General features: G+C 63.3%; 7 protein-coding genes and 1 tRNA gene. 6 read left to right on the top strand and 2 right to left on the bottom strand.

The genetic code is table 11. From position 1 onward, the window contains the following. On the top strand, positions 1-396 hold a 396-nt coding region (locus ACILRN_RS14715; RefSeq protein WP_395689536.1), incomplete at its 5' end, for an esterase-like activity of phytase family protein. On the opposite strand, the gene ACILRN_RS14710 is transcribed toward ACILRN_RS14715, so the two are convergent. After that, positions 384-1,046, bottom strand: a complete 663-nt coding sequence (locus tag ACILRN_RS14710; protein ID WP_395689534.1) for a DapH/DapD/GlmU-related protein — start codon at positions 1,044-1,046, stop codon at positions 384-386. The two genes, ACILRN_RS14715 and ACILRN_RS14710, sit on opposite strands and share 13 nt — an antisense overlap. Before the next feature lie 67 nt (positions 1,047-1,113). Beyond that, positions 1,114-1,413 carry a 50S ribosomal protein L28 gene (gene rpmB, locus ACILRN_RS14705; RefSeq protein WP_395689532.1) on the bottom strand — a complete coding sequence of 100 codons (300 nt, stop codon included), beginning with the start codon at positions 1,411-1,413 and terminating at the stop codon, positions 1,114-1,116. A 630-nt stretch (positions 1,414-2,043) separates the two neighbouring features. On the opposite strand from rpmB, the gene ACILRN_RS14700 reads away from it, so the two are divergent. The 5 genes from ACILRN_RS14700 (at position 2,044) to ACILRN_RS14680 (ending at position 7,325) form a co-directional block, all read left to right on the top strand. Beyond that, entirely contained in the window at positions 2,044-5,037 is a 2,994-nt protein-coding gene (locus tag ACILRN_RS14700) for a helicase-related protein (protein WP_395689530.1), read from the top strand. Beyond that, positions 5,024-5,344 (top strand): RNA-binding S4 domain-containing protein, encoded by a 321-nt coding sequence (locus ACILRN_RS14695; RefSeq protein WP_395689528.1) that lies wholly within the window; start codon positions 5,024-5,026, stop codon positions 5,342-5,344. Before ACILRN_RS14700 ends, ACILRN_RS14695 begins: the two co-directional genes overlap by 14 nt. Positions 5,345-5,374: 30 nt before the next feature. Continuing rightward, entirely contained in the window at positions 5,375-5,713 is a 339-nt protein-coding gene (gene fdxA / locus ACILRN_RS14690; protein WP_395689525.1) for a ferredoxin FdxA, read from the top strand. A gap of 402 nt (positions 5,714-6,115) precedes the next feature. Continuing rightward, entirely contained in the window at positions 6,116-7,141 is a 1,026-nt protein-coding gene (locus ACILRN_RS14685; protein WP_395689523.1) for a CarD family transcriptional regulator, read from the top strand. A 107-nt stretch (positions 7,142-7,248) separates the two neighbouring features. Further along, a tRNA-Arg gene (locus ACILRN_RS14680) sits at positions 7,249-7,325 on the top strand. Positions 7,326-7,470 lie beyond the last annotated feature (145 nt).

Genomic DNA, 7,470 nt, shown 5'->3' with positions numbered 1-7,470 from the left:
GAGAGCCAGTTTGATAGCGGCGGAAACACCCGCGCCTGGGCATGGCAGAGCAGCCAGACGACGCCTTTTTCGATCGCGCGCTACGGCGACTATCGGGTGACCGATCTCGCGGTGCTGGACAACGGCAGCATTCTCACCCTTGAGCGCCGCTTTGAGCCCACCTCGCTACCCGGCATGGCGGTGCGCCGCTTTTCCGCGTCGGCCATCACGCATGGCACGATCATCAAGCCAGAACTGCTGCTCGAGGCGACGGCGCCGCTCTATGTGATCGACAACATGGAAGGCATCGCCGCCTGCCAACGACATGGAACGGCCCGCATAACGCTGATCTCGGACGACAACTTCAACGCCGCGGTGCAGAGCACTATTCTTCTGCAGTTCGACTACAAGCCCTGACCGGCTTCGTATTTCGCGAGGAAATCCTCAACGGACAGGCGGCGCATGTCGTCCACTGCCTGGCCCAGCTGCTCATGCTCCCAATCCCACCAGCCAAGCCTGATAATGCGCGCGCCGACATCGGGGGAAAAGCGCCACTTCAGGAAACGGGCAGGCACACCGGCAACGATGGCGTAGGATGGAACATCCTCGGTGACAACGGCGCCAGCCGCCAGCACTGCCCCATGCCCTATACTGACGCCGGGCAGGATGATGACGCCATGTCCAATCCAGACATCATGCCCGATGCTTACCTTTGCGGCGATGCGCTGCTCGCGGAAGGCCTTGTCGAGCCGGGCCGAGGCAAAATACTCATTCGGCCGGTAGGTGATCTTGTGCTGGCTGATGCGCGACGTCGGGTGGTTCAGCGCATTGATGCGGCAGGCTGCTGCGATGGCGCAGAATTTGCCAATCTCCGCGTAGATGGCCTCGCTGTCGTGTTCGAGATAGGAGTAGTCCCCCAGCGTCGAGTCATGAAACTGCACGCGCGCCCTGAGTTCGGTGAAGCGCCCCAGCACTGCATTGCGCAGACTGACTGATCCGTGCAGGCGCGGCGCACCATCACGCGGGGGCGCTGCTGGCGAGGGCCGATTGGCACTGTCCTTGGTCATGCGCACAGGCATAAAGCAAAAGCCGCCCCGTTTGGAGCGGCTTTCAGACCTTTGCCGAGAGCCTTGGTCAGGCCGCGGTTTTCGCCGCTTCAAGCCTGCTGGCCACGGCGCGCTTCAGGCGCAGCGCCTTGTCAGACAATTGGGCATTGTCCGCCTTCATCAGAAAATTGTCCAGGCCGCCCACGTGCTCCACCGACTTCAGCGCGATCGCCGAAATGCGCAGGCGGTAGGTGAGGCCCATGGCGTCACTGATAAGGCTGACGTCGCACAGGTTTGGCATGAAGCGGGTCTTGGTCTTGTTGTTCGCGTGGCTGACCTTGTTGCCAACCAGAGCATGTTTTCCCGTCAACTCACAACGGCGGGCCATTGGCAGATCTCCAAAAAACAGAACTGGGAACCGGACGGCAATAACCTCCGGATCGGATGCGCGGTCTATAGTGGCACCTGCCGGACGGGTCAAGCCGCTCAGAGAAAACTATCGATGATTGGCGGCTGCAGATAGCTGTTCCGCTCTGGAACAGAAACGTTAACTGACCGAGACCGCCGACCCGCCGCCAGCTGCCACGCCAAGAGTGCGGTTGTGGATACAACAGCGTGACCACACAATATGTTGCGTGAACAAAAGGTGAAAACAGGCGCTTGAGCGATTCGGGCCCGCTCCGTTCCGCAGATGGTCCACTTCGTTAAGCCAGCGGGTCCGGACAGACCTGAACTGGCAAGACTTCGTCAACCATGCCCTGCCAGACCTTAACGGCAAGCGGGGGAAACGCCGACCTTGAGGCAGACGGCAACTGCCGGATTGGTGAGGTCTGATGGGCAAAATCCAGCAAAGACCCGGGGAACAAAAACCGAAGCCGCGGCAAGGCCCGATTCGGGCCAGCTTCGTTCCGGCTTCGCCCCAAAGCTTGCGCAATCGGTTCAGAATGGTGCAAATGTCCTTGACCGCGCCGCGCCTGCGCCCCAACTGGACATGCACCAGTTTTTGAACCCGCGCTTCATGCCATCCTCAAGAACCGTCACAGCCGTGTTAGGGCCCACCAACACGGGCAAGACCCACCTCGCGGTGGAGCGCATGCTCGGCCATGGCAGCGGCATGATCGGCCTGCCGCTGCGCCTGCTTGCACGCGAGATCTACGAACGGGTGCGCCAGCGTGCCGGCGATGCCGCGGTGGCGCTGGTCACCGGCGAGGAAAAAATCATCCCCGCCCTGGCGCGCTACTGGATTTGCACTGTCGAAGCCATGCCCAGCGATGTGGATGTGCCCTTCCTGGCCATCGACGAGGTGCAACTCTGCGCCGACTTCGAGCGTGGCCACATCTTTACCGACCGGGTGCTGCACCGGCGTGGCCGTGATGAAACCATGCTGCTGGGCGCGGCCACCATGCGGCCCATTCTGGAGCGGTTGCTGCCTGGCACCACATTCGTTTCGCGGCCCCGCTTCTCTCAACTGCTCTATGCCGGGCAAAAGAAGATCACCCGTCTGCCGCGGCGCTCTGCCATCGTGGCCTTCTCGGCCGAGATGGTCTATGCCACTGCCGAGCTGATCCGCCGCCAGCGCGGCGGGGCGGCAGTGGTGCTGGGCGCCCTCTCGCCACGCACCCGTAACGCGCAGGTGGCTCTCTACCAGTCCGGCGATGTCGACTACATCGTGGCGACCGACGCGATCGGCATGGGCCTCAACATGGATGTCGATCATGTGGCCTTCGCCTCGACCCGCAAATTCGATGGCTTTCAGTACCGCCAGCTGAACCCCTCGGAACTGGGCCAGGTGGCAGGACGCGCCGGCCGCTACATGAATGACGGCACCTTCGGCGTCACCGGCGAGGCGGACCCCTTCGAGCCAGAGATGGTGGAGCGCCTGGAAGGCCATAACTTCGAGGCGGTGCGCATGCTGCAATGGCGCAACCGCGAGCTTGACTTCACATCGCTGGACAGGCTTCGGCAGAGCCTCAATCTGACGCCTCATCTTCAGGGTCTGACGCGGGCCCAGCCCAATGCCGACCTGCTGGCGCTGGAGGCGCTCGCCCGCGATGCCGCCACGCACGACCTCGCCCAGTCTCGGCGCGACGTGGAACGGCTGTGGGAGGTCTGCCAGATCCCGGACTACCGCAACATCTCAAACTCGGAACATGCCGCCATCGTCTCGCGCATCTTCCAGTTCCTGCAGACGGGCAGCGGCTTCATCGATGAGGACTGGTTCGTCCGGCAGCTGCGCTTCTGCGAGAACACCCATGGCGACCTTGATACGCTGTCCAACCGCATCAGCCACATCCGCACCTGGACCTTCGTGGCAAACCGGCCGGACTGGCTCAAGGCGCCTCTCTATTGGCAATCCCGCGCCAGGGAGATAGAGGACAAGCTGTCGGACGCCTTGCATGAGCGCCTGACTCAGCGTTTTATCGACCGGCGCACCAGCGTGCTGATGAGGCGGCTGGCCCAGAAGGAAGAATTGATGTCGACTGTCGAGGAAGATGGCGCAATCCGCGTGGAAGGCGAGTATGTTGGCCGGATCAACGGCTTTCTGTTTGTGCCCGACGGGGCGGCCGAAGGCGCTGGCGCCCGCGCCCTGAAGACCGCCGCGCTTTCAGCGGTGGCTGCCGAGATCTCGGCCCGGGCCAAGGCCGTTGCGGCCTCTGCTGACACCGACCTCAAGCTCACCCGCGACGGGCAGATCATCTGGAACCACGCCCCGGTGGGCCGGCTTGAGCCTGGCAGCACGCTGCTCAAGCCCCGAGCCAGCGTGATTGCGGGCGAGCAGCTCTCCGGATCGGACCGCGAGGAGGTTCAGCAGCGACTGCAGAAATTCGTCGACCGCCATATTGCAACTGTGCTGGAACCGCTGGTCAAGCTCGAGGAGGGCGAAGGCCTGGAGGGCATTTCGCGCGGCATCGCCTACCGGCTGGTCGAGACACTGGGCGTTCTGCCCCGAGACCAGGTGGCCGAGGAAGTGAAGTCGCTGAGCCAGGATGACCGCGGCAAGTTGCGCGCCCTGGGGGCGCGGTTTGGCGCCTTCAACATCTATGTGCCGGTCCTGCTCAAGCCCGCCCCGACCGAACTTCGCCTGCTGCTCTGGGCGCTTGGCCTGCAGCGTGAGGGCAAACTCGATCTCGCAGCACTTCCTCAACCGCCCGGACAGGGCCTGACATCAGCCGCCTTTGACCGATCCACACCCAGGGGCTTCTACGGTGTGTGCGGCTATCGCATCTGTGGCAGCCGCGTGGTGCGGATCGACATGCTCGAGCGGCTCGCTGACCTGATCCGCGAACGCGTCTTCTGGCGGCCGCGCATCGCAGAGGAGCAGCGACCAGCGGGGTCAGTCGAAGGCGGTGGCTTTACCGTGGTGCCCGACATGATGTCGCTCGTCGGATGTTCCGGAGATGATTTCCTCGGCATCCTGAGAAGCCTCGACTACCGCGCCCAGAAGCGAAAGGTCAAACGGCCGGCAGCAGCGCCACCGTCTCAGCCTGACATAGCAGATAACCCAGTGGCGGCCGCCGATGCACCGCCGCCCGCAACAGCCACCGCGGAGATCGAACAGATAGCCCCGCCCACCGGCGGCGATATCTCCGCTCCCGGGTCCGAGGCTTCAACCGATGCCGCAGCGCCGATCGATGCGGCGGCAGCACCCGTCGTCGACGAGATCGAAATCGAGGTCTGGTGGCCGAAGGACACCGGCCCGTTCCGCGCCCGTGCGGAACGCCAGATGCGCCATGCCGGGCACAGGCGCGCTGCCCCCATGCCATCGGACGGCACTTCCGGACCACCGTCCGAGGCCGCCCCCGGGGACCCAGGCAGGCCTCCGCGCCAGGGCAAGGGTCCGCGCCGTGGCAACCGCACGCGTGACGAGGATGGCCCGGCCGACCGCAAGCCGCGCCGCGAGGGCGGCAAGCCCCCGGCCGCGGAGCGCAAGCCAGCGCCGGAGAAGCCCATTGATCCCGATTCGCCCTTTGCCGTTCTGGGGGCGCTGAAGGCCAAGCTTGCCGGTTCATGACCAGGCTCCGGCACGCCAGCGCCTTGACAAATGGCTATGGTGCGCCCGCCTGACGAAAACGCGGGACACGGCAGCGGCAATGGCGGAACGGGGCCGTGTGCGGATCAATGGCCAGAAAACCACCAAGCCCGGTCATGGCGTGAAAATCGGGGACGTTCTTACCGTGGTGCTGACCCGGCAGGTTCTGGTTCTGAGGATCGAGGCGCTGACCAACCGGCGCGGACCAGCGACCGCTGCGCGGCTCCTCTACGAAGCTGTCAATCCAGCACAAAAATCAGGTGCAAGCCCGGACGGAAGTTGCTATTGAACGTTCGGTAAAAAGAACGGTTGTTAGCTCATGACCTATATCGTCACTGAAAATTGCATAAAGTGCAAGTACATGGACTGCGTCGAGGTGTGCCCGGTGGATTGCTTCTACGAGGGCGAGAACATGCTCGTCATTCACCCAGACGAGTGCATTGACTGCGGGGTCTGTGAGCCCGAATGCCCAGCCGAGGCGATCAAGCCAGACACCGAGCCCGGACTGGAATCGTGGCTTAAGCTGAATACCGATTACGCCAGCCAGTGGCCAAACATCACCAGCAAGAAGGACGCCCCCGCAGACGCGAAGGAGTTCGATGGTGTCGACGGCAAGCTGGAGAAATTTTTCTCCCCCAATCCTGGCACAGGCGACTGAGGCCACCGGCCATGTGCCTTGCGCGGACCGACCATGCGCATTGGGCTGGCCCGTTAACCTTCTTTTGTGGATTGCTCCGTGCACGGGCCCGGATTTGACAGTACACGGACAGACCGGGCTTTAAAATTGCCTAAACTTGTGATATTTACGCCTCAATGAGTTAGTAAACGGAGTTGGCTGTCGAGAACCAGGCCGGGTGGCCGGGTCTCTTGCGCGGTGGCCGGTCACCCGAGTGCAGTGAACGGGGCCTGAGGGCGCCCTTCCATCGGGTTCGGAACCGGCTTCGGATACGGACACAGGCGAGACGGCAGACCGCGGGCCTCAGGGCCGGTGGCGGCGGTTCGACCGTACCGCGGCCGACAGACATATTCCATAATATTTGGCACAGGGCGAAGGACAGATATGACAAAAGCAAAGACCAAGACCCCCGCCGCGAAGAAGCCCGCGGCCCGGGCCAAGACCAAGTCGGTTCCGAAAAAGGCGTCGAAGCCGCTGGCCGCCGTCAAGACGAAAGCCGCCACTGCCAAATCCGCACCAGTCAAGGCCAGGCCGGCCAAGCCATTGGCTGTCCGGCCGCAGCCGAAGGCCGCGACCAAACCGGTTGCGAAGCCTGTCGCCAAGATTGCGGCCGTCAAGGCCGCAGCGGTCAAGGCAACCGTGGTCAAGGCAACTGCGGCCAAGGCCACAGCGATCAAACCCGCCAAGGGCAAGCAGGCCCCCGCAAAACCGGTGGCTAAGCCTGCGGTTGAAGCCAAGAAATCGGTTGCAAAGCCAGTACCCGCAGCAGCCGCGACCGCCAAAGCCGCTGCGCCACAGCCAGCCTCGGCGCCCAAGGCCGCAGTTGCAGCCGTGACCGCACCGCCCCCGGCGCCTCGCAAGCTGATGTTCAAGATCAACGAGCTGGTGGTGTATCCCGCGCATGGCGTGGGCAAAGTGAGCCAGATCGAGGAGCAGGAAATCGCCGGCGCCAAGCTGGAGCTCTACATCGTCGATTTCGAGAAGGAGAAGCTGCGCCTCAAGGTGCCGACCAGCCGGGCCGAGCAGAAGGGCATGCGCCGCCTCTCTGACAAGACCCAGATCGAGGCTGCACTCAAGGTTCTGCGCGGACGAGCCCGCATCAAGCGCACCATGTGGTCGCGCCGTGCCCAGGAATATGATGCGAAGATAAATTCCGGGGACATCATGGCAGTTGCCGAGGTGGTGCGCGACCTGTTCCGGTCGGAGCGCCAGCCGGAGCAGTCTTATTCCGAGCGCCAGCTGTTCGAACAGGCACTGGACCGCATGGCCCGCGAAATCGCTGCGGTCAAGAAGATCGACGACGATCAGGCCGTGAAGGAACTGGAGGAGTTCCTCGCCCGCAACGCCAAGCGCACCCCTGCCGCCGAAAAGGCCGAGGGTGACGATCTGGCGGCCGAAGAAGCCGCCTGACATATCCGCCATCGATCGAAGGGCCCGGCCCCGCGCCGGGCCTTTTCACTGACCTGATCCTGCTCTTCCCAAGACGCAGCGAGAAGACTAGAACACCGCTAGGCGCTGGTCCCGTAGCTCAGCTGGATAGAGCATCAGTTTCCTAAACTGAGGGTCACAGGTTCGAATCCTGTCGGGGCCGCCATTTGCGAACAAAACCACGAACTTTTCCGGCAGCGGTCTGCTGGCCTGCGACGACGGCTGCAAGATTGGCCTTGTCGCCGATGATCTGGATCCTGTCATCATCGACGCGGATCTCCGAGATCACGGCCCGGAGATAGGCCTTGCGG

This window comes from Aestuariivirga sp. (assembly GCF_044238155.1).
Taxonomy (GTDB): Bacteria; Pseudomonadota; Alphaproteobacteria; order Rhizobiales; family Aestuariivirgaceae; genus Aestuariivirga.
This window is presented reverse-complemented; position numbering and strand designations above follow the sequence as displayed.